The sequence below is a fragment of the Serratia plymuthica genome, from assembly GCF_018336935.1.
In the GTDB taxonomy this organism is placed as follows: domain Bacteria; phylum Pseudomonadota; class Gammaproteobacteria; order Enterobacterales; family Enterobacteriaceae; genus Serratia; species Serratia plymuthica_B.
The window spans coordinates 3763686-3789225 of the sequence record NZ_CP068771.1 but is presented as its reverse complement, the minus strand read 5'-3'; the positions used below and the strand labels follow the sequence as shown (position 1 = coordinate 3789225).

23 protein-coding genes are annotated in these 25540 nt (G+C 57.1%); 6 read left to right on the top strand and 17 right to left on the bottom strand.

Going from position 1 to position 25540, the window contains the following annotated elements; genetic code table 11:
• Positions 1-35 precede the first annotated feature (35 nt).
• From gntK to JK621_RS17620, 4 genes are all read right to left on the bottom strand, one after another.
• Positions 36-566: a gluconokinase gene (gene gntK / locus JK621_RS17635; protein ID WP_212557023.1), complete on the bottom strand. Its 531-nt coding sequence runs from the start codon at positions 564-566 to the stop codon at positions 36-38.
• 171 nt (positions 567-737) lie between these two features.
• Positions 738-2054 (bottom strand): gluconate transporter, encoded by a 1317-nt coding sequence (gene gntT / locus JK621_RS17630; protein WP_004951440.1) that lies wholly within the window; start codon positions 2052-2054, stop codon positions 738-740.
• A gap of 490 nt (positions 2055-2544) precedes the next feature.
• Positions 2545-3540 carry a gluconate operon transcriptional repressor GntR gene (gntR, locus tag JK621_RS17625; protein WP_212557022.1) on the bottom strand — a complete coding sequence of 332 codons (996 nt, stop codon included), beginning with the start codon at positions 3538-3540 and terminating at the stop codon, positions 2545-2547.
• Between the two features lie 131 nt (positions 3541-3671).
• Positions 3672-4367, bottom strand: coding sequence for a pirin family protein (locus JK621_RS17620; protein WP_126485835.1), 696 nt, complete (start codon positions 4365-4367; stop codon positions 3672-3674).
• 390 nt (positions 4368-4757) lie between these two features.
• On the opposite strand from JK621_RS17620, the gene JK621_RS17615 reads away from it, so the two are divergent.
• On the top strand, positions 4758-5279 hold the full coding sequence (locus tag JK621_RS17615) for a GNAT family N-acetyltransferase (RefSeq protein ID WP_212557021.1): 522 nt from the start codon (positions 4758-4760) through the stop codon (positions 5277-5279).
• On the top strand, positions 5272-6450 hold the full coding sequence (locus JK621_RS17610) for a P1 family peptidase (protein WP_212557020.1): 1179 nt from the start codon (positions 5272-5274) through the stop codon (positions 6448-6450). Before JK621_RS17615 ends, JK621_RS17610 begins: the two co-directional genes overlap by 8 nt.
• 186 nt (positions 6451-6636) lie before the next feature.
• Here JK621_RS17610 and iolE read toward each other — a convergent pair whose 3' ends face one another.
• The 4 genes from iolE to iolD all read right to left on the bottom strand — a co-directional run bounded on the left by iolE (position 6637) and on the right by iolD (position 11711).
• A complete protein-coding gene (gene iolE / locus JK621_RS17605; RefSeq protein WP_212557019.1) occupies positions 6637-7533 on the bottom strand; it encodes a myo-inosose-2 dehydratase in 897 nt (298 codons plus the stop codon).
• 59 nt (positions 7534-7592) lie between these two features.
• On the bottom strand, positions 7593-8477 hold the full coding sequence (locus JK621_RS17600) for a sugar phosphate isomerase/epimerase family protein (protein WP_004951456.1): 885 nt from the start codon (positions 8475-8477) through the stop codon (positions 7593-7595).
• 225 nt (positions 8478-8702) lie between these two features.
• Positions 8703-9722 (bottom strand): Gfo/Idh/MocA family protein, encoded by a 1020-nt coding sequence (locus JK621_RS17595; protein WP_212557018.1) that lies wholly within the window; start codon positions 9720-9722, stop codon positions 8703-8705.
• A gap of 48 nt (positions 9723-9770) precedes the next feature.
• On the bottom strand, positions 9771-11711 hold the full coding sequence (iolD, locus tag JK621_RS17590) for a 3D-(3,5/4)-trihydroxycyclohexane-1,2-dione acylhydrolase (decyclizing) (protein WP_212557017.1): 1941 nt from the start codon (positions 11709-11711) through the stop codon (positions 9771-9773).
• A gap of 483 nt (positions 11712-12194) precedes the next feature.
• On the opposite strand from iolD, the gene JK621_RS17585 reads away from it, so the two are divergent.
• Together JK621_RS17585 and JK621_RS17580 are read left to right on the top strand one after the other, a co-directional pair.
• Positions 12195-14123 carry a bifunctional 5-dehydro-2-deoxygluconokinase/5-dehydro-2-deoxyphosphogluconate aldolase gene (locus tag JK621_RS17585; RefSeq protein WP_212557016.1) on the top strand — a complete coding sequence of 643 codons (1929 nt, stop codon included), beginning with the start codon at positions 12195-12197 and terminating at the stop codon, positions 14121-14123.
• Between the two features lie 197 nt (positions 14124-14320).
• Entirely contained in the window at positions 14321-15157 is an 837-nt protein-coding gene (locus tag JK621_RS17580) for a MurR/RpiR family transcriptional regulator (protein WP_065506740.1), read from the top strand.
• 82 nt (positions 15158-15239) lie between these two features.
• On the opposite strand, the gene JK621_RS17575 is transcribed toward JK621_RS17580, so the two are convergent.
• The 4 genes from JK621_RS17575 to JK621_RS17560 form a co-directional block, all read right to left on the bottom strand.
• Positions 15240-15521: a type II toxin-antitoxin system RelE/ParE family toxin gene (locus JK621_RS17575; RefSeq protein ID WP_249337189.1), complete on the bottom strand. Its 282-nt coding sequence runs from the start codon at positions 15519-15521 to the stop codon at positions 15240-15242.
• Positions 15522-15594: 73 nt separating this feature from the next.
• Positions 15595-15861, bottom strand: coding sequence for a hypothetical protein (locus JK621_RS17570; protein WP_212557015.1), 267 nt, complete (start codon positions 15859-15861; stop codon positions 15595-15597).
• A 290-nt stretch (positions 15862-16151) separates the two neighbouring features.
• Positions 16152-16970: a 5-deoxy-glucuronate isomerase gene (gene iolB, locus JK621_RS17565; RefSeq protein ID WP_212557014.1), complete on the bottom strand. Its 819-nt coding sequence runs from the start codon at positions 16968-16970 to the stop codon at positions 16152-16154.
• 105 nt (positions 16971-17075) lie between these two features.
• Positions 17076-18581 carry a CoA-acylating methylmalonate-semialdehyde dehydrogenase gene (locus JK621_RS17560; protein ID WP_212557013.1) on the bottom strand — a complete coding sequence of 502 codons (1506 nt, stop codon included), beginning with the start codon at positions 18579-18581 and terminating at the stop codon, positions 17076-17078.
• Between the two features lie 543 nt (positions 18582-19124).
• On the opposite strand from JK621_RS17560, the gene JK621_RS17555 reads away from it, so the two are divergent.
• Both JK621_RS17555 and JK621_RS17550 read left to right on the top strand, forming a co-directional pair.
• Positions 19125-20567, top strand: a complete 1443-nt coding sequence (locus tag JK621_RS17555; protein ID WP_212557012.1) for a sugar porter family MFS transporter — start codon at positions 19125-19127, stop codon at positions 20565-20567.
• A gap of 31 nt (positions 20568-20598) precedes the next feature.
• Positions 20599-21435, top strand: coding sequence for a TIM barrel protein (locus tag JK621_RS17550; protein ID WP_212557011.1), 837 nt, complete (start codon positions 20599-20601; stop codon positions 21433-21435).
• Between the two features lie 102 nt (positions 21436-21537).
• On the opposite strand, the gene fetB is transcribed toward JK621_RS17550, so the two are convergent.
• From fetB to JK621_RS17525, 5 genes are all read right to left on the bottom strand, one after another.
• The gene (gene fetB / locus JK621_RS17545; RefSeq protein WP_212557010.1) at positions 21538-22311 is read right to left on the bottom strand and encodes an iron efflux ABC transporter permease subunit FetB; all 774 of its coding nucleotides are present in this window, start codon (positions 22309-22311) and stop codon (positions 21538-21540) included.
• Positions 22298-22975, bottom strand: a complete 678-nt coding sequence (fetA, locus tag JK621_RS17540) for an iron efflux ABC transporter ATP-binding subunit FetA (RefSeq protein ID WP_212557009.1) — start codon at positions 22973-22975, stop codon at positions 22298-22300. Before fetA ends, fetB begins: the two co-directional genes overlap by 14 nt.
• Before the next feature lie 210 nt (positions 22976-23185).
• The gene (locus tag JK621_RS17535; RefSeq protein ID WP_212557008.1) at positions 23186-23467 is read right to left on the bottom strand and encodes a FaeA/PapI family transcriptional regulator; all 282 of its coding nucleotides are present in this window, start codon (positions 23465-23467) and stop codon (positions 23186-23188) included.
• Positions 23468-23482: 15 nt separating this feature from the next.
• On the bottom strand, positions 23483-24664 hold the full coding sequence (locus JK621_RS17530) for an FKBP-type peptidyl-prolyl cis-trans isomerase N-terminal domain-containing protein (protein ID WP_212557007.1): 1182 nt from the start codon (positions 24662-24664) through the stop codon (positions 23483-23485).
• A 2-nt stretch (positions 24665-24666) separates the two neighbouring features.
• The gene (locus JK621_RS17525) at positions 24667-25080 is read right to left on the bottom strand and encodes a hypothetical protein (RefSeq protein WP_212557006.1); all 414 of its coding nucleotides are present in this window, start codon (positions 25078-25080) and stop codon (positions 24667-24669) included.
• Between the last annotated feature and the right edge of the window lie 460 nt (positions 25081-25540).

Below are 25540 nucleotides of genomic sequence, written 5' to 3'. Positions count from 1 at the left end.
GGCGCCTGGCGGCGCCGGTATCATGGCGCAGCCGGTTATTGCGGGGTTGCGACGCTGCGAATGTAAGCCAAGGTATCGGCGATCACGCCGTCCAGCGGCTGGTTGATGTCAATCGCCCGCACGTCCTGCTCCTGCTCGCCCGGCTCTTCAAGCGTCGCGAACTGAGAAACCAGCATCTGCGGCTTGAAGAAATGCCCCTTGCGCTGTTTCAAGCGCTCTTCAATCACCGCCTTATCCCCTTTCAGATAGATAAAATGCAGGTTGCTGTTACCTTCGCGCAGCCGGTCGCGGTAGCTTTTTTTCAGCGCCGAACACACCAGCAGCGACACGTCATTGGTACGCTGCATGGCGAAAATGGCGTCGTTCAGTGCCGTCAGCCACGGGGCGCGATCGTTGTCGTCCAGCGCATGCCCGGACGCCATTTTGTTGATATTGGCGCGTGGGTGCAGGTAGTCGCCGTCCAGCATCGCGGCGTGGGCCTGGTAGGCAACGTCGCTGGCGACGGCGGATTTACCGCTGCCTGAAACGCCCATCAAAATAAATACGTGGTGTTGCGGATTGCTCATAATTTCATGCCCTTATGGGGACTCACGCAGGTTTGTCCGGTAGATTGCACGCTCAATGCGCCCCAAACTCGAAATGATGCCCGGTGCCGCGCGGCACCCGATAGCCTCGAAATATCCTATGAATTTCAAGCTGCGGCCAACCATGCCGCAGCTTGAAAGGCGCCGGATAAATTATACGACCGTTGCCAACAGCAGACAGCCCACCAGCCCGCAGACCGAGATGATGGTTTCCAGCACCGACCAGGATTTGAGGGTCTCCATGATGCTCAGGTTGAAATACTCCTTGAACAGCCAGAAACCCGGATCGTTGACGTGAGAGAAAATCACGCTGCCCGAACCGACCGCGATCACCATCAGCTCCGGGCTGACGCCGGTGGTGGCAATCAGCGGGGCGACGATACCGCCGGCAGTGATCGCCGCCACGGTAGCGGAACCCAGCGCCAGACGCAGCGCCGCGGCGATGGACCACGCCATCAGAATTGGCGATACGTTGCTGCCTTCCATCAAACCGGCGATGTATTTTTCTACGCCGCTGTCGACCAGCACCTGCTTGAACGCGCCGCCACCGCCGATGATCAACAGCATCATGGCGATAATTTTGATTGAATCTGTGATGGTGCCCATCACTTCATCCATGGTGCGGCCACGGTTAAGACCAAAGGTGAAGATAGCGATCAGCACCGCAATCAGCGTCGCCATCACCGGATCGCCGAAGAACTCGGCAAAGCGCAGCAGCGTATGGCCCTTCGGCAGCACCATTTCGGCCACTGCGCGCAGTGCCATCAGGATCACCGGCACCAGAGAAGTGGCAACGCTGATGCCAAAACTTGGCATTTCTTCTTCGGTGAAGATTTTCGGGTTATACAGGCCTTCCGGCACCGGCTTGTCGATGCCTTTCAGGAAGCGGGCGTAGACCGGGCCGGCCAGGATCACCGTCGGAATGGCCAGCAACGTGCCGTACAGCAGGGTTTTCCCCATGTCGGCATGGAAGATGGTGGCGATCGCCGTTGGGCCCGGGTGCGGCGGCAGGAAACCGTGGGTCACCGACAACGCAGCCGCCATCGGCACGCCAACGTACAGCAGCGGAACGCGCGCGGAGGCGGCGATGCTGAATACCAACGGCAGCAGCAGCACGAAGCCGACCTCATAGAACAGAGCGAAACCGACGGTAAAACCGGTCAGCACCACCGCCCATTGAATGTGTTTTTTACCGAACTTGTCGATCAGCGTAGTGGCGATGCGCTGAGCGCCGCCGCAGTCCGCCAGCAACTTGCCGAGCATGGCGCCAAAGCCCATGATCAACGCCAGGCTGCCCAGCGTGCCGCCAACGCCGGCCTTGATGGAGCCGATAACTTTATCCACCGGCATGCCCTGTGCGATACCCACCGCCAGCGCTACCAAAACCAGAGAGATAAAGCCGTTCAGCTTAAAGCGAATCATCAGCAGCAGTAGCAACGCTACGCCGCCTGCAACAATCACTAATGGCATAATTTTTCTCCAACCCTTTTTATCGCGACTCTCTTTAACCCTAGACCCAAAATAATCGGAGTGGCATCACAACAAAACCAAGGGTTTTGTTGAACGGTGCTTACGCTTGCAGCCAACACAGATGCAGCTTCAAGTATGAAGGGTATAGACCGTAAAGCATGCGCTTGTTGTATTTTCAGGCTCTTCCCCGGTGTCAGAAGGCGAGCTGTAGGTGGTACTGAGTCAAAGGTTCTGTCCCTGCTTGTAGAGGGCGATTGACTCGCCCCGCTCCGTGCGGCTGCGGCATGCTGCGCCCCTGCACGGTCATTGACCTCGTTGTTACCGGTATCATGATACCGGTAACAACACGAAGACCGGAATCGGGTAAACGACTAAAATTCGCGTTCTGGGATAGAGATCAAACTTACGGCAGCAATAAACGGCAAGCGCACAGACAGGAGGTGAAACGCGCCGGACGGCGCGGGTTCAAAATGGGATCAGTTGGAAACGGTCAAATACTGCCGCCGGGGATGACGGTAAAACCAACGTCCACCATGCGCGGGCAGAGGGTTTCGCCCCGCAACCGCGCCAGCAGACGCTCGGCGCCGATTTGCCCCATCCTTTCACGCGGCGTCAGCACGCTCGCCAGTTTCGGCACCATCACCTGACCGATATCGTGGCCGTGGAAACCGGCAATCGCCATCTGATCGGGAATCGACAGCCCCTGACGCTGACACTCAAAGGTGGCGCCAATCGCCAGGTCATCGTTGGTGCAAAAGATACTGTCAATCTGCGGATAGTCGCGTTGCGCCTGACGCAGCAGTTCGCCGCCGGCGGAATAGGACGACGAACGCGCGGTCATGACGCTGTACGGCTCCAGACCGGACTCGCGCATTGCCTGCTCATAGCCCTGCTGTTTGATAATGGTGCGCTCATCCTGACGTGCGCCGAAATACACCACGTGACGGTGGCCGCGAGCGATGATTTGCTGGGTCATCTGGCGCGCGGCTTCGAAGTTATTGAAGCCCACCGCCAGATCAATGCACGGCGACACGCAGTCCATCAGCTCCACCACAGGGATGCCCGCCACCTCGATCATCTTCAGGGTACGCGGAGTATGGTGGCGTTCGGACAGGATCAAGCCGTCGATATTGTAAGACAGCAGCGAAGTCAGGCGCTGCTCTTCACGCTCCGGCAAATAACCGTAGTGCGCCAGCATGGTCTGGTAGTTGTGCGCGTCGGTCACGCTCTCGATACCGCGCAAGACTTCGGCAAATACCTGGTTGGTTAACGACGGCAGCAGTACGCCAATGGCGCGGCTGGTCGAGTTGGAAAGGATATCCGGCGCACGGTTGGGAATGTAGCCCAGCTCATCAAGCGCGACGGCAATTTTTTGCTGCAAGGCGACAGAAACCTGATCGGGATTACGCAGATAACGGCTCACCGTCATCTTGGTCACGCCAACCTTGTCTGCAACATCTTGAAGTACCGGCCGTTTTTTCTTCATTATCAATGAACTGGCTAACCGTGAAAGGGCGTTCATTTTAGCAAAAAAAAACCGGGGCCGATATTGTTGGTTGCCGGATGGCCGAATGCAAAAAGGGCTCACCGCGTGAGCCCTTGATATTTACCGCTTAATCACACCGGCGGCAGGTCAAACAACAGGATTTCACTGTCTTCATCCGCCTGAATCGACAACTCGGCTTCATCCCACACCGCAAAAGCATCGCTGGTGCCGGCCTGTTGACCGTTGATAACCACGTTGCCGCGGACTACCTGGATCCAAACGCGGCGCTGGGCCTCAATCTGATACGCCGACTGCTCGCCTTTGTTCAACGCCCAGCGTGACAAAGTCATATCCTGGAACACCTTCAGCGAACCCTCGCGCGCATCCGGCGACAGCACTAACTGGCGGCCTTGCGGCGCATCGAACATACGTTGCTCATAACGCGGCTCCAGCCCGACCTGATCGGGAATAATCCAAATCTGATACAGGTGCAGCGGGCGATCCTTATTGCCGTTGTATTCAGAGTGGCGCACCCCGGTGCCCGCACTCATGATCTGGAACTCACCGGCCTGGATCTGCTCTTTGTTGCCCATGCTGTCCTGATGTTCTACCGTGCCGCTCAGCACGTAGGTCAGGATTTCCATATCTTTATGCGGGTGAGTGCCAAAACCCTGCCCCGCGTCGATCATGTCTTCGTTGATCACCCGCAGCGCCGAGAACCCCATAAAATCGGCATCGTAGTAGTTGGCAAATGAGAACGTGTGCCAGCTATCCAGCCAACCGTGATTGGCATGACCGCGATCTTCTGCTTTACGTAAATAAATCATATTCAACTCTCCTCAACGTTTTTTTACAGTCTAGTCCCGGCAGCAGAATAAGAAAGCGCAAAAAACTCACCCCTCTGTTCAAAAAATTAGATGGAGTCGCGAGGTCATTTTCAGCGGAGTTGTTGAAGGCGTGAAGGGGGGTAAAAACAGGCAAAAAAAAAGCCAGCACCCGAGCTGGCTAAGTAACACTGGAAGCAATGTGAGCAATGTCGTGCCTTCGCAGGGAAAATATCAAAAAGGCGATGCTCTCCCCGGAACGCATCGCAATAATAATCATTATCATTCGCACCTGTAAAGCGTTATTTTGCCCCATCCGAAATAATGTTGACTCATCAGGATAAACGGATAAATTCAAAGGTTATTCAACCGGTAAGCCAAAGGAGCAGCGTAATGGGTGAAATCGTAGTTCGTCACGTAGAAACGGCAGATGCACAGGCCCTGCATCAACTTTATTCTCAGCCGAAGGCTTACCGTGACACGCTACATCTTCCACTACCTTCCGTCGAACTATGGCACAAGCGGCTCGCCAACCTCGAACCGGGCACCCATAATCTGGTGGCCTGTATCGATGGGCAGGTCGTCGGTCAGTTGAGCGTGATGTTGAACCAGCGAGTGCGCCGCCGTCATGTGGCGACCTTCGGCATTGGCGTCGATGCGCGCTACCACGGCAAAGGCGTGGGCAGCAGCCTGATGAAGGCGATGATCGATCTTTGCGACAACTGGGCAGCCATCGAACGCATCGAACTGACGGTGTTTACCGACAATCAGGCCGCCATTGCGCTCTACCGCAAGTTCGGCTTTGAAATTGAAGGTACCAGCCGCGCTTATGCCATGCGCGATGGCGAGCTGGTGGATTCTCATCATATGGCGCGCTTTCGCAGCGAGCAGCGGGTAAAAGCGCATCATGAGTGATAGCGAAAGTGAATCAGGGCCGGTTAACCGGCCCTTAACCGTCAGCCGCCGCGCTTTTGTGCAGACGCTGGCCTGCGTAACGGGTGCCATCGGCATCCTTTCTCCCACCACCTTCCTGGGGGCCGCCATGCCAACCTCTCCCGCCGTGCGGACCGGCGCCCGCAACCTGATTACCGACGTACCCGGCCTGCAGGTCGGCGTCGCCCAGAGCAGCCAGGTACGCACCGGCACCACGGTGATCCTGCCGGATAGCCCGGCGGTCGCCGCCGTCGACGTCCGTGGCGGTGGCCCGGCAACCCGTGAAACCGACGCACTGGGGGAAGATAACCTGGTGCAAACCGTCGATGCGCTGGTGCTGAGCGGCGGCTCGGTATACGGGTTGGCGGCGGCGGACGGCGTCGCGGCCTGGCTGGGGCAACAAGGCCGCGGCTACGCCCTGCGGCCGGCTCCCGGCGTGCCGGTTTCCCCGATAGTACCTACCGCCTGCCTGTATGATCTGAACAACGCGGGCGATAAAAACTGGCAGCTTGATCCGCCTTACCGCCAACTGGGGATAGAAGCGGCCGGCAAAGCGGGCCACGACTTCCCGCTCGGCACCGTGGGTGCAGGCTATGGCGCCATGACCGGCATGGGCAAGCTGAAAGGCGGCCTCGGCTCGGCTTCCATCGTGGCGGCTAACGGCGCAACCGTCGGCGCGCTGGTGGCGGTCAACAGCCTGGGTTCGGTGGTCGCTCCCGGCACCCGAGCCTTCTGGGCCACGCCTTATGAAGTCAACGGCGAATTCGGCAACGGCGGCGCGGCGGCGCTGGCGCAGTTGCATGGCCAGGGCGAAGACTGGATGCCCACCGAGCCGACAGGCGGCAGAAAAAACACCACCCTGGCCTGCATCGCCACCGATCTGGCGCTGACCCGGGTGGAGTTGAAACGCGTGGCGATCATGGCGCAGGACGGCATGGCGCGCGCCATCCGCCCATTGCACAGCCCGTTCGACGGCGACGTGGTGTTTGCCTTGTCCACCGGCAAGCGCGAGGTTCAGGGCAGCCGCGAGCTGGCGGTGCTGCAAATTGGCGCCCTGGCGGCAGACACGCTGGCGCGGGCGATCGCCCGTGGCGTTTACGCCGCCACCCCATGGCCCGGCAGCCAGGTCACCACCTGGAAAACTCTCGCCTGATCCCGGCAAATAAAAAAGGTGCCTTGATCACTCAGACACCTTTTTTTATACCCAAAATAATTGGAGTTGCGTCCAGGCGGCAAGGGTACTTATCCCGATGAGCTTACTCAAGTAAGTGATTCGGGTAAGTGCGCGCAGCCAACACAGAGGCAGCTTCAAGTATGACGGGTATCTTGCCCGGCCCGATTAAATACCGGCGGTCTCCTTGATATAACGGCGCGCCTTCACCGCATATTCAAACGGGTTGGCCAGCGCCGGATCCTGTTCGGCCTCCACCACCATCCAACCCTTGTAACCCCGCTCATCCAGCAGTTTAAACACCGGACGGAAGTCGATCACACCATCACCCGGCACGGTGAAGGTGCCCTTCTTCACGCCATCCAGGAAGCTCAGCTTATTGGCTTTCACTTCCGCGACCACTTCGTCACGCACGTCTTTCAAATGCACATGGTTAATGCGCGGCAGATACTTTTCCAGTATCGCCATCATCGCCTGCTGGCTGCCTTCCGAGTAGTAAGCGTGGCCGGTATCAAACAGCAGATAGACGTCGTCGTTCACCATGCTCATGTAGCGGTCAATCTCTGCGGTAGTCTGGATGCCGGTGCCCATATGGTGGTGCAGGCAAACCTGCATCCCCTTTTCGGCGGCAATTTTCGCCAGCGCATTGTAGCCATCCGCCACCCGCTGCCACTCTTCGTCGCTGAAATACGGCTTCTCTTCGAACACCCCTTTGCTGGTGCCCTGAATGCTCTTGCTCTGCTCGGAACAGCCGATCACCCTGGCGCCCATCGCATGCAGGAAATTCATATGGTTGATAAATTCATCGATGGTTTTTTCTTTCTGGCCGTCGGCAAAAAAGGTGCTGAACCAGGCGTTGCAGATCTGGATGCCACGAATATCCAGCATCGGCTTCAACACCGCCGGATCGCGCGGGTACTTGCTCCCGACTTCGCTGCCGGTGAAACCGGCCAGCGCCATTTCACTGACGCACTGCTGGAAAGTGTTCTCTTTGCCCAATTCGGGCATATCGTCATTGGTCCAGCCGATCGGCGCGATGGCCAGTTTCACGTTGTCTTTGTTCATGTTCAGCCTCAATAATCGGATGACGCGCCGGCGGCGTTAACGCCGACGCGCCGAAAAGGTTATTTGCCCAGCAGCTCTTTCTCGATGCGCTCTCTGGTCGCCACTGCCTGGCTTTTCATTTTTTCCGGGTAGCCGAACAGCGAAGTGCAGATGATCGATTCGCCGCCGACCTTAAAGTTGCGGTTGGCGAACTCCATATCGCGCAGGGTCTGGAACAGCGCGTCGAAATCCACCTCGCCTTCGCCAATCCCCACGTGCTGGTGCACAGCGGCATCCACTCCCGGCGGGTTGACGATATAGCGGCAGTGCTTGGTGTGGTTCATGGTGTCGGCGATCAGCACATGGGAAAGATCGTCTCCGGCATATTTCAGCATGCCGGCCACGTCGCCCTGGCCTTTGTCGTAATAGAAGCTGTGCGGCACGCTGTAGAGATACTTGACGTGGTCGCTGCGCAGCGATTTCACCATGTCGGCGGTTTCGTTGCTCAGTTCGCAGAAATCCCACGGATGAGACTGGATCTCCATGCGGATGCCTTCGCGCTCAATGATCGGCAGCAGCTCCTCCATTGAGCGATACCATAGCTCCTCGCAAATTTCCGGCTCATTGGGGTTGCCGGCCAGCTCGGTGTTGATCACCTGCACGCCCATTTCCACCGCAATCTCTATCATCCGGCGCCAGTTTTTGACGGCCGCCTGGCGGCGATCCTCACCCGGGCCGGACCAGCGGTACACCACGATAAACGAGGAAATCTCCACCCCGGTCGCTTTCAGCGCGTTCTTGTATTCCGCCATCACCTCACGGCCGGCTTTCGGATGCTTATAGAACGGATTGATCTGCGGGTGCGGCGACTGTTCGATATACCTATAGCCCCAGTCCGCTACCTGCTGAACCATTTTGGTGATGCCCAGGTCCCTGATGACATCGACATCAAAAGCGATCTTCATGGTCATTCCTCTTAAACGTGGGTACGGCGGTCAGCCTATTATTTGTTGTATACCCAAAATGACTGGAGTTGCATCACAACAAAACCAAGGGTTTTGTTGAACAGTGCTTGCGCTGGCCCCAACGGGGCGAGGCTTTGCCGAGTCACGCGGCAAAAGAGCTTATCCCGATGAGCTTACTTCAGTCAGTGATTCGGGTAAGTGAGTGCAGCCATCACAGAGGCAGCTTCAAGTATGATGGGTATAGAACGCCGGGCGCGGCGGCAGGGTAACCGGCACAATCTCGCCGCTGAGCTGCGCGGCCACGCAGGCGTCGGCAGTCACAGAGGCTGCATAGCCGTCCCAGGCGGAAGGCCCGGTCAGTTGCCCGGCCAGTACGTCGTTGATAAAGCCTTGCAGCTCAACGTCATAGGCGTCGATGAAACGGTCTTTCCAGTCGGTCAGGATCTCGGTAGACAGTTTGGCGCCGCTGCGCATCTGCACCGACGAAGGCTCCGGCAGTTTGGCGATGCCGGTTTCACCCACCACTTCACACTGAATGTCATAGCCGTACTGGCAGTTAACGAAGATTTCGACGTCAATGCGCGTGCCCTTGGCGGTTTCAAACAGCACAATCTGCGGATCTTTCAGGTGCGGGAACGCCTTGGGGCTTTTACGCGGGAACACCACCTGTACCGAGACGTAGTCGTCATCCAGCAGCCAGCGCAGCACGTCGATCTCGTGAATCAAGGTGTCGGTGATCGCCATATCGGTAGTGTAGGCCTCGCCGACGGTCGGGTTGCGGTGCGCGCAGTGCAGCATCAGCGGCTCGCCGATCTGGCCGCTGGTCAGCACCTGTTTTAAGGCGCGGTAGCCGCGATCGTAAGGGCGCATGAAGCCCACCTGCACCAGGCGTTTGCCGTGCTTCGCTTCGGCCTCGACGATGTTTTTACAGCCCTGCGCGGTAACAGCCAGCGGCTTCTCGCAGAACACCGGCTTGCCGGCTGCGATGGCCGCCAGCACAAATTCTTCATGGCTCGGGCCCCAGGAAGTGACCAGCACCGCCTGCACGTCCGCCGCCTTGATCAGGTCGTGGCCGTTGTCATACACCTTGGCGTCCAGCTTCAGATCGCTCACAACCTTGGCGGCGTTGTCGCGGTTGATGTCGTTGACCGCCACGATGCGGCTGCCCTGCAACACTTTGCTGCAACGGCGAATATGATCCCGACCGATTGCGCCGGTGCCAATAACCCCAATGTTCAATGTCATCTTCGTTATCCTCTTCAAATAGTTGCGGCAGACGCAAGGTCTGGGTAATCAGTAATCGCGGGCCTTATCGATGTTTTCCTGCAGCTTGCGGGCCACGGCGACAATTTTTTCGCTGTCGGCAACCTGGGCACCGCCCACGCGCCACCAACTGAGATACTTGTGCACCATGGTTTTTGGCAGCACTTTGATGTCCAGCAGGGTGGAGACCTTCTGCAGGCGGGCATCGGCCAGCGCGTCGATCAGTTGCTGCTCGGTGGTGACGCTGTAGGTTTTACAACCGTAGGCCGCCGCCAGCATGGCGAAATTGACCGGCACAAAATTGCCGTCGAGTTTGCCGCCCTGCGGGTTGCGGAAGCGGAATTCGGTGGTATAGCTGTCCATGCCGTGTTCCATCTGCAGGTTGTTGATGCAGCCGTTGGTCATGTTGTCGAACAGCACCACGTTGATTTTGCAGCCTTCCTGGATCGAGGTGACCAGTTCGGAATGCAGCATCATAAAGGCGCCGTCGCCGACCATCGCATACACCTCGCGCTGCGGTTCGGCCAGCTTGACCCCCAATGCCGCGTTAACCTCGTAGCCCATGCACGAATAGCCGTATTCCACGTGATAGCCGTGCTCGCCATGGTTGTGCCACACACGCTGCAAATCGCCCGGCAGGCTGCCGGCGGCGGCAACGATCACGCTGTCCTGCGGCAGGTGCTGATTCAACACGCCCAGCACCCGGCTTTGGGTCAGCAGCGAGTCGGTCTGTTCGATAAATTCGGCGAAAACGCGGCCGCGATCGAGATGATCGTCAATTTCCGGCACGAAGCCTTCGCCCGTGTATTCCACCGCATAAACGCGGGCGGTTTCCCACTGCTGCGCGCTGCGCGCCTCGGCAATGGCATCGCCCCAGCCGGCGCGGTAGTCGGATTGCGCCAGCAGGGCGCTCAAGGCAACCAGCGCCGCACGAGCATCGGCCAGCACCTGCACGCCGTCGAGCTTGCCGGCGTCAAAGCCGCTGACGTTGATATTGAGGAACTCGACGTCCGGGTTCTGGAACAGCCATTTGGACGAGGTGGTAAAGTCGGTGTAGCGGGTGCCGACGCCGATCACCAGATCGGCCTGCCTGGCAAGGGTGTTGGCCGCCAGACAGCCGGTTTCGCCGACGCCTCCCAGGTTAAACGGATGGCTGGAAGGCACCGTGCCCTTGCCGGCCTGGGTTTCCACAAACGGGATATGAAAACGTTCGGCAAACTCGCGCAGCGCCTGCCCGGCCTGCGAATACTTCACCCCGCCGCCGCACACCAGCAGCGGCTTGCGTTTGGCGGTCAGCAGCGCCAGCGCATCCGCCAGCATGCCTTCGGTCGCCGGACGGCGATCGAGCCGATGCACGCGCTTTTGGAAAAAATAGTCCGGGTAGTCATAAGCTTCGCCCTGCACGTCCTGCGGCAGGCACAGCGTAACCGCGCCGGTTTCCGCCGGATCGGTCAGCACGCGCATCGCGTTGATGCAGGCGCTCATCAGCTGTTCCGGCCGCACGATGCGATCCCAGTATTTGCTGACCGCGCGGAAAGCGTCATTGGTGCTGATGCTGAGATCGTAGGACTGTTCAATCTGCTGCAACACCGGGTCCGGCTGGCGCGACGCATAGACGTCGCCCGGCAGCAGCAATAAAGGAATGCGGTTGGCGGTGGCGGTCGCGGCGGCGGTGATCATATTGGCGGCACCGGGGCCGACGGAAGAGCTGCAGGCGTAGATCTGCCGGCGCAGCTTCTGCTTGGCGAAGCCGGTCGCCGCATGGGCCATGCCCTGCTCATTGCGCCCCTGATGCACCACCAGTTCGCCGCTGTCTTGTTCCAGCGCCTGCCCCAGGCCGAGGACGTTGCCGTGGCCGAAAATCGCAAAGATGCCCTTTACGAATTTGGTTTCCACGCCGTCGACCAGCAGATACTGGTTGTCGAGGAACCTGACGAGTGCCTGTGCCATGGTTAATCTGATCTTGCCCATTTCTCCACCCTCTACATTATGCCCTATGGCTTTCCAGCGGTGCCGCTCACTGAACCGACAACGTGAAACGTGAAGCGATTATAAACAAATATATTTTCCATAAAATCACATTACAGAAGAAACATTTCATTTTGCGATAAAGATCGCATAATGATGAAAACCCCATTTCATCCATGCCTTTAGAATTCACTGACTTAGGCCCCCTTTCCCGTCGGCGACACCCCATTTCAATCCTGCAAAACCCGCCTGTGCACCCGATGCCATCAGCCTGCGCCGCATAAGCATCAACTGCGGTTACGGCAGGTTTTCCTCTCAGGCGGGGCGCGGTTTTTACCCTCCGCAGCCCCGGTTTCATCACGCTTTTAAATGCATCACATTTTTGGGGTGTAAATTTCATTCAATCTTGAAATTGAAATTTTTATTCCTCATACTCCAAAACATGCTTTGCAGTCGGGGTTTGGCTTAATACAGAAGGAAACGGGTATGGCTACACAAGAAAAACAGCTTGATGTCATTTGTCTCGGGCGTATCGCCGTCGATTTCTATGCACAACAGATCGGCGCACGCCTGGAAGATGCCAGCACATTCTCCAAGTATCTCGGCGGCTCTTCCGGCAACGTAGCCTACGGCACCGCCATTCAGGGGTTGAAATCCGGCATGCTTGCCCGCGTCGGCGATGAACATATGGGCCGTTTCCTGCGCGAAGAGCTGCAGCGCGTCGGCGCCGACACCCGGAGCCTGATCGTCGACCCGGAGCGCCTGACCGGCCTGGTGATCCTCGGCATCAAGGATCAGGAAACCTTCCCGCTGATTTTCTACCGTGAAAACTGCGCCGACATGGCGCTGACGCCGGACGACATCGACGAATCCTATATTGCATCGTCACGCGCGCTGGCCATTACCGGCACCCACTTGTCGCACCCGAACACCCGAGCTGCGGTGCTGAAGGCGCTGGAATACGCCCGCCGCCACGGCCTGCGCACCGCGCTGGATATCGACTATCGCCCGGTATTGTGGGGCCTGACCTCGTTGGGCGACGGTGAAACCCGCTTTGTGGAATCCGAGAAGGTGACCCGCGAACTGCAAGAGGTGCTGCACCACTTTGATTTAATCGTCGGTACCGAGGAAGAGTTTCATATTGCCGGCGGCAGCACCGACACGCTGACCGCGCTGAGCAACGTACGCAAAGCCACCCGAGCCACGCTGGTCTGCAAACGCGGCGCGCAGGGCTGTTCGGTCTTCGAAGGCGAGATCGCCGCCGACTGGCAGCAGGTAAAACTGCATTCCGGCGTACGGGTTGAGGTACTGAACGTGCTGGGCGCCGGCGATGCCTTTATGTCCGGCCTGCTGCGCGGCTACCTGAACGATGAAGGCTGGGATCAGGCCTGCCGCTACGCCAACGCCTGCGGCGCGCTGGTGGTTTCGCGCCACGGCTGCGCGCCGGCGATGCCCACCAAACTGGAGCTGGATGACTATTTGCAACGCGAACGGGAAGTGAAACGCCCGGACCGCGACCCGCGGCTCAACCACCTGCATCGGGTGACGACCCGCAAACAACAGTGGCCGGAACTGTGCGTGTTCGCCTTCGATCACCGCAAGCAGCTGGCGGATATGGCGCGCGAAGCCAACGTCAGTGAAGAACGCATCCCCCAATTGAAAACCCTGCTGCTGGCGGCGGCGCAACAGGCCGCAGAAGATGCCGGGCTGCAGGGCAACAGCGGCATTCTGGCCGACACCACTTACGGGCAGGCGGCGCTGAACGAAATCACCGGCCAGGGCTGGTGGATTGGCCGGCCGGTCGAGCTGCCCAGCTCGCGCCCGCTGCGGCTGGAGCACGGCAATATCGGCTCGCAACTGATCGACTGGCCGCAGGAACACGTCGTGAAATGCCTGGTGTTTTACCATCCGCATGACGCCGCCGAACTGCGTCGCGAACAGGATGAACTGATCGGCGACGTCTATCGCGGCTGCTGCAAATCGGGCCACGAGCTGCTGCTCGAGGTGATTTTGCCGGAAAGCAACGCCGACAAAGACGAGCGCCACTATCTGGACATGCTGCAACATTTCTACCGGTTGGGCGTAAAACCGGACTGGTGGAAACTGCCGCCGCTGAGTGCCGAGAACTGGCGACAGGTCGGCGCGTTGATCGAAGCTAACGATCCCTTCTGTCGCGGCGTACTGATCCTGGGGCTGGATTCACCGGAGGAAACGTTGAAGGCCGGCTTCGCCGCTGCGGCGGATGCCCCCTGGGTGAAAGGCTTCGCCGTTGGCCGCACCATTTTCGGCCAGCCTTCACGCCGCTGGTTGCAGGGCGAACTGGATGACGCCGGCTTGATCGAGCAGGTGAAACAAAAATACCTGACGCTGATCGGTTTCTGGCGCCAATACCGCCCCGGCCACGACGCAAGTTAATCGACAAAGACTCCCCTTACAGCGATTTTCGCCGCTTTAAGGGGATTTTTTTGCCTGTTTTCTGTGAAGTAACGCAACTTGCAATCGAATAAATCGCTTTTAGATGAAATGAAATTTCCGCTCCATCTGTTAGAATGGCCTGTCAACAACTCAGGCGTCAGGCCGATACGCCTTAGCCCCCACTGCGAGCCGAATGGATGAACAACCCAACTCAACTTTCGCTGTTACAGGACGAGATTCGCCACCGTTACGAAACGCTGAGCAAGCGTTTGAAACAGGTGGCGCGCTACATTTTGGATAACAGTAACAGCATTGCTTTCGATACCGTTGCCTCCATCGCCGCACAGGCCAGCGTTCCGCCCTCCACGCTGATCCGCTTCGCCAACGCGTTTGGCTTTAGCGGTTTCAACGAAATGAAACAGGTTTTTCGCCAGCACCTGATGGAAGAAACGGTCAACTACACCGAACGCGCGCGCCTGTTTCGCCAGACGTCAACCGACGACAACGTCGCACCGGAAAAACCGGCGGAAATTCTTAACGTGTTCACCATGGTCAACGCTCAGGCGCTGCAACAGCTGGCGATGCAAACCAGCTCAGAGCAGCTGGACCGAGCCGTTGAACTGCTGAACAACGCCGAGAACATCTACGTGATTGGCCTGCGCCGTTCCTTCAGCGTCGCCTCCTACCTCACCTATGCGTTGCGCCACCTTGAACGCCGGGCGTTCCTGATCGACGGGTTGGGCGGCATGTTCACCGAGCAATTGAGCATGGTGAAACCCAAGGACGTGGTGATTGCCATCAGCTACTCGCCGTATGCGCAAGAAGCGCTGGAGCTGGTGGAACTGGGCGCCAAACGCGGCGCACAACAGATCGCCATCACCGACAGCCAGGTCAGCCCGCTGGCCGCCTTCAGCGACGTGTGCTTTGTGGTGCGCGAAGCGCAGGTGGACGGTTTCCGCTCGCAGGTCGCCTCAATGTGTCTGGCGCAAACCCTGGCGGTATCCTTGGCGCTGAATAATGCCAAAGACGAATAGTGATGGTGACAAGAGAGGCGGCACGCAGGAAACCGGGCCGTTTCACCGATGAGAACGTACCCGGCACAGCCGGGTGCCGAAGCTATTGCAGTACCAGGTAGCGGTACAATGCGCTTTCCAGATCCTGTTTCATGCTGACAAAAACCAGGATTTCGATGGTTTTGTCGTCACAGTCATAGATAACACGATACTCGCTGTCGGGATCCAGTCGCTCACAGAGCTGTACGCCGCAGCCTGATAACATCGCATTGAAACGATAACGAGTGGGGTCTTCAGCTATCGCCGATAGAGATGATAACAGCAGATTATCCACAAATTCGCCGGCATTAGCCGCGCCAATAGTCCCGCTTTTAAACGACTCGATATCTTTAAGACTTCATTCTGCCGCCGGCGAAACAATAATATCCCTATATTTCGGCACTCAGCACCTCTCAATATTATTTGCGTGCTTCACGCAATCGTCTCAGCGTTTCCTCAGGTGACATTCCACGCTGATTTTTAATGTCTTGGTTAGCCAACATAACCAGCTTTAACAGGGCATTAGCTTGTCGTTCGAGATTGCGTTCCCTAATCTCTGCTTCTCTCTCAGCTGCAGTTTGGACAAACAGCTCAGCGACGCCATTTTTGGTTACGAAAACACCACCTTCAAATAGGTCGGGAGAACCCAACCCTTCTCGAGCAGCTTTTTGGGACATCGTCGTCATAACGGATTTCTCTTTTACTCCTGTTGTGCAGGCGAAAGCTTCTGCTCAAAGGGCGCCTCATCAGGCTTGCGAACACATTGCGGCAATTGCACTTCGCGGCTACCGGCTACTTTCGCTTTCACACGCATAGCCTGCCATCACACGCAGCGACTCATGTTCAAAACGGTTATAATTTGAACAGCCGGGGAGCAAATTGATACTAAATTTATACACGCGCCAATTGGCAACTATGTGAACGATAATGAGGAAAGCCCGCTTCACGGGCTTTACGTCATAACCCAAGGCGGGTCCTAGCGTGCCGGATAACCGTCGCTGTTAATCCAGGCGTGGTCTTTTTCCCAGGTGAATTTCCACAGCCGCACCGGCCCGGCCATCACGTTGAGATAGTAGCTGTCGTAACCGGCCAAGGTCGCCACCGGGTGGTAACCGCGCGGTACCTTGACCACGTCACGGTTATACACCGGCATGCACTCATCCAGTTCGCGATCGTCGGTATAGACTCGCTGCAGGCAAAAGCCCTGTTCAGGCTGAATGCGGTGATAGTAGGTTTCTTCCAGATAGGTTTCATCCGGCGAATCTTCCTGGTCGTGCTTATGGCTGGGGTATGAACTGGTATTGCCTTCATCGGTGTACACTTCCACCACCAGCAGGCTGTCGGCGGGTTCGCTGTCCGGCAGAATGTTGTGCACCAGACGCTGATTGCGCCCCTTGCCGCGCCGCTCGACGCCCACATCCGCCGGCGTAATCAGGCGCGACGGCAGATGCCCTTTACCCGGTGCGCTGCACACCGCCAGCTCCAAATCGCTTTCCGCCCGCACGCTAATCTTGTCGTGATGCGGCACGTAGACCGCGTAAGGCGGCGTGCGCTCAAACGGGCTCATGCGTTTGCCGATATGCGGATATTCCGCCCGCAGGGTGGCGACGGAGGCAATGCCGGCGACCAGCACCAGGCACAGCTCTTTATCGCCGCTTTCCAATTGCAGCGTCTGGCCGGCTTCGAGGCGATAGACATCGAACCCGACAAAGCGCCAGTCGGCATTCTCTGGGGTGACGTGCTGGATGCGCCCCTCGGCGTTCGGCTGCTGACATTTGGCAAGCAATGAAGACATGATGATTCTCCCGAATGGATACCCGTCGTCTTTCAAGCTGCAGCGTTGTTAGCTGCAACTCGAAATCCATAGGGTATTGGTATAGATCAATTCAAGCGTAAAACTTTAGCCCAGCGTCGGCATGCTGTATTCAGACACCGTCTGCTGCCCGGTCGGCCAGCGCGCCGTGGCGGTTTTCATGCGGGTGTAGAAACGCACGCCGTCGGTGCCGTGCACGTTCAGGGCGCCGAACACCGAGCGCTTCCAGCCACCGAAGCTGTGAAACGCCATCGGGACCGGCACCGGCACGTTAACCCCCACCATGCCGGCCTGCACTTCCTGCACGAACTGGCGTGCATAGTGGCCGTTACTGGTGAAGATGGCGCTGCCATTGCCAAACTCATGGCTGTTTACCGTGTCGATGGCGGTTTGGTAATCCGGTACGCGGACAATGCCCAGCACCGGCCCGAAGATCTCTTCACGGTAGATGCGCATGTCGGAGGTCACATGGTCAAACAGAGTGCCGCCAACGTAGTAACCTTCCGGATAGCCCGCGACCTGATAGTTGCGGCCGTCGGCCACCAGCGTTGCGCCCTCTTCCACACCCAGATCGATATAACCCAACACTTTCTTCTGGTGCGCCGAAGAGACCAGCGGCCCCATTTCGTTTTCTTCGCCGCCATGCTGAATGCCAGGGCCAACGCGCAGCTGGGCAATCAGCGGTTTCAGCTTGGCGATCAGCTTGTCGGCCGTGTCGTCACCCACCACCACCGCCACCGGCAGCGCCATGCAACGCTCGCCGGCAGAACCGAACGCGCCGCCCATCAGGGCGTTTACGGTTGCGTCCAGATCGGCGTCCGGCATGATGATGGCCTGATTTTTCGCGGCGCCAAAGGCTTGTACCCGCTTGCCGTGAGCGCTGGCGGTCGTGTAGATGTGTTCCGCTACCGCCGACGAACCGACAAAGCTTACCGCCTGAATGTGCGGATCGGTGCACAGCTGGGCGGCATTTTCATTAGAACAGTGAACCACGTTGAATACGCCGTCCGGCAAGCCGGCTTCTTTCAGCAACTCGGCCAACCGCACCGAGGCCGAAGGCACCAGCGCCGGCGGCTTGAGGACGAAGGTATTGCCGCAGGCCAGCGCGATAGGGAACATCCACATCGGCACCATCGCCGGGAAGTTGAACGGGGTGATTCCCGCCACCACGCCCAGCGGCTGCATCAGCGAGAAGCTGTCGACACCGCTGCCGACGTCCGGCGAATATTCGCCTTTGATCAAATGCGGAATGCCGCAGGCAAACTCGACCACTTCCAGGCCACGGGTCAATTCGCCCAGCGCATCGGAATAGACCTTGCCGTGTTCACTGACGATGAGCTGCGCCAGTTCTTCGCGATGCTGTTCCAGCAACGCCTTAAAATTGAACATGATGCGCGCACGGCGCAGCGGTGTGGTGCGCGACCAGTCGGCAAACGCCTGATGGGCGACATCGATGGCCTGTTTCACCTCGGCGGCGGTGCTCTGCGTGACGCGACGTTCAACCTGGCCGGTAGCCGGGTTATGCACGTCGACGGTTTGATTGCTGCTGCTCAGGCACACCTGCCCGCCAATAAAGTTACCCACGGTTTTCATGTCTCACCCTCTTTTAAGTCCGCTGTCGCCTGGCCGCATGCCGTGGCGTTTGAATCACACTGCCAGCTGATGCGCGCAAGCAGGCTAAATCCTGACCGGATAAAGCAAACTCTATTTCATTGAAAAAAAAGTTTCAAATAAATTATTTTAGAAATTTTGTTTTTAGTGCGGGCGGTCGCAATTTTTCCGTGTCGTCATGCGGGGTCATTGCATTGCGGTAAAAAAGTGCGCCACCCGCCTACCCGACAGCGGACGGCAGTTAACCCTGACTTTTATACAGAAAAAGAGCGGCACCCGCTCAACGCAACGGCGCCGGGCGCACGTCAATCATTCGGTAACGCCGGCTGTCCGTTTGCGCTTTTTTTTGAACTGGATCTAAAAATCAATATTTCATTATTCACTAATTATGAAATAAATGTTTTTGTTTAAGGCAGAAATGCACAAATATCACCGCCTTGATGACAGGCACGGTTCACTCTTCTGCTCCCCTTTCCCTACAACGCACCATGCGGGCAGAAGCCAGGATAAAAATCGGAGCAATAAATGTCATATCAGCGTAAGCGCAATACCGGCTACATCATGAAGATTTGCGGGGTCGCCGCTCTGGGCGGCCTGCTGTTCGGCTACGATACCGCCGTGATCTCCGGCGCGATCGAATCCCTGAAAACCTATTTCAATCTCAGCCCGGCCGAAACCGGCTGGGCGGTATCCAACGTGGTGATCGGCTGCGTGGTGGGCGCCTTTGCCGCCGGGCCGCTGGCGGGGCGTTATGGCCGCAAGAAAGCCCTGATGCTGGCGGCGCTGCTGTTCACCGTCTCGGCCATGGGTTCCTCGTTGGCGCCCACCTTCACCTGGTTTGTCATTTACCGCATTATCGGCGGGCTGGCGGTAGGCATCGCCGCCACCGTCTCACCGATGTACATGTCTGAAGTGTCACCGAAAGACATGCGCGGCCGCGCACTCAGCATGCAGCAGTTCGCCATCGTGTTCGGCCAGATCGTGATCTTTTACGTCAACTTCAAGATTGCCAGCATCGCCAGCGAAGCCTGGCTGGTGGAGATGGGCTGGCGCTGGATGTTCGCCTCCGGCGTGCTTCCCTGCATCCTGTTTTGCATTCTGGTGTTTATCATTCCGGAATCCCCGCGCTGGAGCGTGATGGTCGGTCGTGACGATCAGGCGCTGGCAATGCTGACCCGCGTCTCCAACGCCGATCATGCCAAAAACGTACTGCGGGAAATCAAGGACTCGATACGGCAGGATCAACAATCCAGCAAGCAAAAACTCAGCTACGCCGATAAGCGCGTGCGTTTCATTCTGTTTGTCGGCTGCATGATCGCCATGCTGCAACAGGTCACCGGCGTTAACGTCATGATGTATTACGCGCCGGTGGTGTTGAAAACCGTCACCGAAAATGCGCAGGAAGCGCTGTTCCAGACCATCTGGATTGGCGTGATGCAGTTGGTCGGCTCGGTGATTGGCGCCATGCTGATGGATCGCATGGGCCGTATCCCGCTGATGCGCTGGGGCACGCTGGGGGTCATTGTCGGGCTGCTGATCACCTCTTATGCGCTGTATACCGAGGCTACCGGCTATTTCGCGCTGTTCGGCATGCTGTTCTTCATGGTGTTTTACGCGCTGTCCTGGGGCGTCGGCGCCTGGGTGCTGGTGTCGGAGATTTTCCCCAACCGCATGCGTTCGCAGGGCATGAGCATCGCCGTCGGCTGCATGTGGCTGGCCAACTTTGTGGTTTCGCAAACCTTCCCGATGATCAACGACAATCCGTATCTGTTCTCCCAGTTCCACGGCGCTTTCCCGATGTGGATTTTTGCGGCGTGCTGCCTGTTCAGCTACTGGTTTGTCAGCCGTTATATCCCGGAAACCCGGGGCGTCTCCCTCGAAAAAATGGAAGACGTGGTGATGGCGAAACGCTATCGCCTGCCCTTGTCCGACACACAACCGATGCCGTTGCAAGACGGCAAGCTCTAAGCTTTCTCAACCCCTTCAGGAGTCATGCATCATGACCATTGCGCCAGAGCGTTTTTGCATCAACCGCAAGATCGCGCCGAATCTCGATTTGGAATCCTTTTTCCGCCTGGTGAAAAAGTGCGGGCTCAACAACGTTGAGCTGCGCAACGATATGCCGAGCGGCAAGGTGACCGACAGCCTGAGCAATGAGCAACTCACTGCGCTGGCGGCAAAATACGGCATTGAGATCGTCACTATCAACGCCCTTGGCAGGTTTAACCTGCTGGACGACGAGGCCAGGCTGCTGAAAAACGCCGAGGCGCTGCTGTCGCAGGCCCAGGCCATCCGCAGTAAGGCGCTGGTGCTGTGCCCGCATTGCAGCGCGGACGATCGCCGCAGCGAAGAGCAGAAAAAGCACGATACGTTGGCAGCCCTGAAGCTGCTGGCCCCGCTGTTTAAACAATACGGCGTGCAGGGCTATGTTGAACCTCTGGGCTTCGGCATCAGTTCACTGCGCTCGTCGCTGCTGGCGCAGTCGCTGATCGGGGATTCCGGCGCGCCCTACAAAATCGTGCTGGATACCTTCCACCATTATTTAAGCGAGGTGGCGCAACCCGAGTTTGATGCGCAGATTGACATCGATGGCATTGGCCTGGTGCACCTTTCCGGGGTGGAGGATCCGCTAAGCAAAAGCGCGTTAAGCGACGAAGAACGCATCATGCTGAGCGACAAAGATCGGCTGGAGAGCAAAAAGCAGGTGCAGAATCTGGAGCGCCTCGGTTATACCGGCATTTACGCCTTCGAGCCGTTCTCTTCGCAACTCGATAGCTGGTCAGAGGCGGATATAGAACGTGAAATCCGCCAGAGCATCGCCCTGCTGCAAGGATAATGGCCACGGCAGTGTCAAAGGGGTGGGGGTCGAGCATGCTCGACCCGATTTAACCGGGCGCAGCATGCGGCGCCCCTGCCCTTCAACCCTGGCCGTTTGGGGTTATTTCAAGTTGCTGACCACCAGTTGATGGCGGGCGTTATAGAACTTACGGTAAGCCAGATAGCAGGCAATAATGGTCGACAGGGCGGCGGTGGAAAGCAGCATAAAGGTCACCATGATCTGGTACTTGATCGCCTTGACCGGATCAATGCCGGCGAAGATCAAACCGGACATCATGCCCGGCAGGCTGACCAACCCGACGGTTTTGGCCGAGTCGACCGTCGGAATCAGCGATGCGCGAATGCTGTCGCGGATCAACGCCGTCGAGGCAAACTTCGGCGACGCGCCCAAACTGAGCATCTCCTGGATCTTCTGTTGATCGCCTTTGAAACGCTGCCCCAGATTGTTGTAACACAGCCCAACCGCCACCATCGCATTGCCGGCGATCATGCCGGAAATCGGGATCACCTGCATCGGCGTAAACTCTATCGAACCGGTCAGCACCAGCACCACCAGCGTCAATACCGCGCCCGTGGTAATGGCGATAAATGAGGTAATAAACGCATGCTCAATATATTTACTGCGTTTTTGCGCGTTATAAGCGGCGTTAAAACAAATAAACAGCACCATCAACACCGTCAGAATGGCATTGTTCACGTCAAAAATGTATTTCAGCACATAGCCGACAATAATCAGCTGCACTACCGCGCGGCAAATGCTCCAGATAATGTCTTTTTCCAGCGCCAGCTTTTCTTTATGGCTGATCAAAATAGCGATGACCACCAGTATCATCGACAACCCCAAAGACTCATTGGTGATATTATGCTGGTTCATCGGTTTTCTCCTGTGCCCGTGCGCCGTGCGCGCTCAGGGTAATCACATCATCCGCATGTTTGATTTCGTCTTTATCGTGCGTGACCCAGAGTGCCGCTACGCCATGCTGCGACACCAACTGATGAATAATCTCGTTGACGTTGCGCTTGTTATCTTCATCCAGCGCACTGGTAACTTCATCCAACAACAGCACCCTGGGCATAAATTGCAGGTTGCGGATCAAGGAAATACGCTGCTTCTCCCCACCTGATAATTCGTTAACGCTTTTTTTCAACTTATTTTCCGCCAAGCCAAAGCGCGCCAGATCGGCCTTCATTTTTTGCTCGTCCGGCTTTTGCTTGCGGATCAGATAAGGCAGCGCAATATTGTCATACACCGTATCGCCAAACAGCGCCGGGGTCTGAAAACAATAAGAGACCTGTTGGCGATATTCTTCCGGCGGCATATCGGTGATGGGCTTACCGTCAAAGATAATTTTTCCACGGGTCGGATCGATCAGAGAGGAAACGATTTTCAACAGGGTGCTTTTTCCGCAGCCGGACGGCCCGGTAATCAGTTTGAATTCGCCCGGCCTTAGGCCGAAAGAGACGGAATCCAAAATAACCTGACCGTCTATTTGATAATGAATATCATCCAATAAAAGTATGTCTTTGCTTTCCTTCATAATATACCCGCCTAGCCATAAAGCGCTTTTCACTCAGCCGGCAAGTATACCCTATGGATTTCAAGTTGCAGCAGGCATCCCCGTCAGGGCAACGGCGCATTGAACAAACAGTTTCCGGGTAACAAAGCAACAGGGCCGGGGGCTCACCCCCCCGGCCTTATCATGATTCGCTGTGAAAGGTAGTCCAAAAATTTGAAACGAAAGGGGGAATTACGCTTTTTGGGTCGACGTGCAGATATACCAGCGTAACGAATTATTGATGCTGCGGTGGGAACAACGCACTTTGCCCTCTTTTTCCAATGCTAATAACAGCGTGCGCGTGGTGTAAATATTTTCGCCGCATTTGTCTGCCAGCTCCCTTGTTTTAGGCCACTGTTCCGGCGGTGGCGGGTGATGCCCCCCAGCTCCCGCCGCACGTTCCATACACAGTTTTCGTAACACGTTTAGCATATGCGATTTCCTGATTTCATAGGTTATCGGCGCCTTGGCCATCGCGTCCTCCTGGGGTTACTTTTGCCTGTCCTTATCCGGCGGTAGCACGTCGGCCACGCGCAGGGTGTAAATCATGGTGGCTCCTGGCGGGATGGCGGGTGGGCTGCCTTTATCGCCATACGCCAACTCCGGCGGCACGACCAGAGTAATGGACCCGTGTTTATCGAGTTTGCCGATAGCTGCGCGAAACAGCGGCGGGTATTGCGCCGGCGGCAGCGAGATGGTCGTTCCGGCCAGCTCCATATCCTTAATCACCGTGCCGTCCGGCAGGCTTTCACGCACCACGACGCTGACGTTATCGCCCTCTTCTATCCGCCCGCTGCCGGCGTAATCCACGCGGTAATAGAAACCGAGCGCGTCCTTTTGCACCCCCGGCCTTGTGGCGAAATCGGCAAGATAGGCTTTACCGTCCTGCTGCAGGGTTTGCTGCCGTTGCCGGTGCGCCTGCTGCAAAGCGCTGTCTGCAGCCAACAGCGCGCTGTCGATGGCCGCGTTATCCAAACGGGGTTTGCCGTGCAGCGTATCGGCGATACCCGCCAGCAGACGTGCCCGGTCGGCTTCAATGCCCAACTGTCGGTTCTGTTCTTGCAGTTGCACGATGTCACGCCCCAGCGAAACCCCGGCGGCATACGCCTGTTTATCCGCATCGCTGGCCAACGCCGGCGGCTGTTGCAACAGTGCCAACTGTCGGCTGAGCTGCTGCAGCCGTTGCTTTTGTTCTCCGGCTATCCGTTGTTGCCGCGCCAACGATGCCGCCATCGCGATCAGATCCGGCGGCGGCGCAATGGCCCGTCGGATGCCCTTCAGCGCCGCCGCCAACGGCCGGATATCCACCACCGCAGGCGCAGTGGGGGGCGCCAGGGTGACCTGAGCCGCCAACAGCCGCTCCAGCCGACGGACGGTGTCAGCCTGCTGCTGAATCACCCCGGCCTGTTGACGCAGGGTCTGATTCAGCGCCGTCAGCCGGGCGGTATCCCCTCGCGGCACGATACCTAGCTTGGGTTTGACGGTAACCGGCGAAGAAACCGACGGCGCCTTTTCTGCCACTGAGGGGGCCGGAGCCGCCACCTGCTGCTGCTCGGCAAATTTCAGCAGCGCGGGAATGCCGTTATCGGGCGGCGTTTTGCCCACCGCCGACACGCTGCCTGCCATCAACAGCAAAAGAAAGGCTGCGGCTCCTTCCGCACACGTTTTCATGGCTACAGGCTCTCCACCCGGCTGGACAGATCGGACATCAGCTCATGCTCGACGTCGGCACAGAACTTTTCGGTTTTATATTTATAAAGCGCGTCTATAGCCTTACGGGTACTTTCATCGACATGACTGCGAATACCGGCATATCCGGAGGCGTTGGAAAGCAGTCCATTAAAATAAGCAATCCGTTTCTGGTAACTTTGCGGATTAATATTCTTAAGTGAATTCACCCGCTGCTGACAAAGTACGATACGCTGCTCATCAGTCTTTTCGTTAGGATTATTCTGTGAGATTTTTTTCACGGTAACAACGCCCGCGCTATTCTTCCCTGCACAGCCCGACAACATTAAACCTGTCATTATCAACAGGGTCAAAGCAACGGCAGAGCGGCGAGTTGAATCATTAATTATGGTAATCATTCCGTTTATCATCCCTTAATTATCACTTAGGTCATTATTATGTCGCGAAGCCCGGCAAAACCTCACCTTTTTGGATTAATCCAAACGAGTTAAATAACCAAGAAAAGCGCAACATCGGCGGGCACCGATAATAATTCGGCACACGTCGACATTGTTGTTTTTTTGTTAACGCAACGAAAGAAAGCCACGCCGCCGCCCTGTATAAAAGCCGCGATCCCGGCTGGCGATGTCGCCACACCTGTCTTTTAAAACAATAAGTTAAATTTACCCTGACGATTAACAGCCGCATTTCATCATCTGCTGTCCGAGGGCGATATTATCAAAACAATATTGTGAATTGTAGTGTCATCGGCATATCTGGCGATCTAAAATCTCGCACATTGCAAATTATACAGTCATTTATTCTGGATAATAGGGCTATACGATCTATTGATTTTCAATCATATATATTTCTTTTTCC